The sequence below is a fragment of the Halorubrum sp. AJ67 genome, assembly GCF_000513435.1.
On record NZ_CBVY010000003.1, the window covers coordinates 457,525 to 459,403 of the forward strand.

Consider the following 1,879-nt stretch of genomic DNA (forward strand, 5'->3'; position numbering starts at 1 on the left):
CGTCGAGCGCCTGCTGGGCGGGGATGTCCTGCGTGAACTGGTCCGCGCCCGCGCTGGTCTCGATGCCGGTCAGGCCGCCGGCGAAGACGACGGTGACGAGCAGAAAGACCGCGAGAACCGCCACCGGTCGCTCCGTGACGAGGCGGTCGATCCGCTCGATGAGGCGGTCGACTGCGGTCACCGACGCCCCGCTGTCCGGCGTCCCGGCCTCTCTCGCGTCACTGTCCGGCGTCTACGCGCCGTCACGGGTCGCCGAGACCGGGGGCGTTCCCCGTCTCCGCAGGTGGCGTGTCCCGTCATCGGATCACCGCCGTCGGTACCACACCGCGCCGCCGGCCGCGGCGACGACGACGAGGACGACGACGGCGATCAGTCCGAGCGGGGTCCCGCCGTCGTCGACGGGGGCGGTCACCGACACCGGGACCTGCGTCACGTCCGAGATGCGGTCGTTGCCCCGCTCGTCGTCGTACCGGAAGTCGAGTTCGATCGGGTGGTCCTCGACGCTCGCGCCCGGGGCGGCCGACACCTCGAACCAGATGTTCCTGGATTCACCCGGCTCCAGTTCGTCGACGAACGCCTCGTCGTTGACCGTCGTCAGCGGGCTGTCGGCGTAGAGGCCGGCGTTGATCGACGACAGCGTCTCCGGCCGCCGGTTCGTGATCTCCACGTCGATCCGCTGGGTCCCGCCGGCCGGGACCGTGGCGTTCTCGACGTCGAGTTCGAACTCCGGCTGCCGCGGCGCGACCTCGACGCGGCGAGTCTCCTCGACGGCGACCGTCGCGTCGCCGCTGTCGTACTCGGTGGTGAAGCGGAACTGCCGGGGGCCGGGGTCGGCGCTCCCGCTCACGTCGGCGTCGAAGGAGAACTCCGTGGACTCGCCGGCCGGGATGGTCGGGAGCGCGTACCGGCTCTCGCCGAGGCTCACGCGGTCGCTTCCGGAGTCGGCGACGAGGACCGCGTCCTCGACGTCGACCGGTCCCTCGTTCGTCAGCGTACCGGAGACCGTCCCGGAGTACCCGACTTCGAGCGTCCCCGAGACGTTGCTCAGCGAGAACGACTGCTCCGGGATCGGAACGACGCCGGCGCGCGCGGCGGCCGCGGTCGCGTCGACCCCGTTCGGATCCCGGTAGTCGACCGTCGAGGAGAGCGCGTACGCGCCCTCGCCGAACGCCTTGCTGACGGTCGATTCGAACGTCACCGTCCGGTTCTCCCCGGGTGCCCAGTCGCCGACGAACGACTGGCCGCTCCCGCCGGACCCGAGCTGGACGCCCGGGCTGGTCGTCGTTCCCGAGACGACGGCGTCGCGGGCGGTCTCGTCGCCCACGTTCGCCATCGTGACCGTCACGTCGCCGCTGCCGCCCACCTGCGCGTCGGTGTCTGTTTCGAGGACCGCGAAGCGCGCGCCGTCGTCGATGACGATGGTCAGGTCGAAGTCCTCGATCCCCCGACGGTCCTTGTGGTCGTTGAACTCGGGGATGACCTCGAAGGTGTACCGGTAGCGGGCGGTCGCCTCCACCTCGTACGTTCCGTCAGGCACGTCGTCGGGCACGGTCACGTCGAGCGGGACGGAGACCGGGCTGGCGTCGGTACGCACGTCGCCGACCGGAATCTCGCCGTCCTCGACGTCGATCGGTACGTCGCCGTCGTCGATTTCGAGGGTGAGTCCGCGAGCTGTCGTCACCCGGGAATCGAGCTGGTTGCCGATCGTCATCTCGCCGGTGTTGACGATGTCGACCGTGACCGTCGACTCCGCGCCGCTGGGCACCGACCGTTGCGAGACGAAGAGGTCCAAGACGGGGGAACCGCGGATCTGTCTGTCGGTCGGTTCCGATCCCGTCTGCGCGACCGCGCCGTCCGCGGCCCCGGAGGAGACGCCCGA

At 70.8% G+C, this 1,879-nt stretch carries 2 protein-coding genes; both read right to left on the reverse strand.

The window, feature by feature from the left end; translation table 11 throughout:
• Positions 1-181, reverse strand: a 181-nt coding sequence (locus tag BN903_RS17235) for a hypothetical protein (protein WP_195155721.1), incomplete at its 3' end; no start/stop codon positions are given.
• Between the two features lie 123 nt (positions 182-304).
• On the reverse strand, positions 305-1,879 hold a 1,575-nt coding region (locus BN903_RS05445; RefSeq protein WP_048076725.1), incomplete at its 5' end, for a COG1361 S-layer family protein.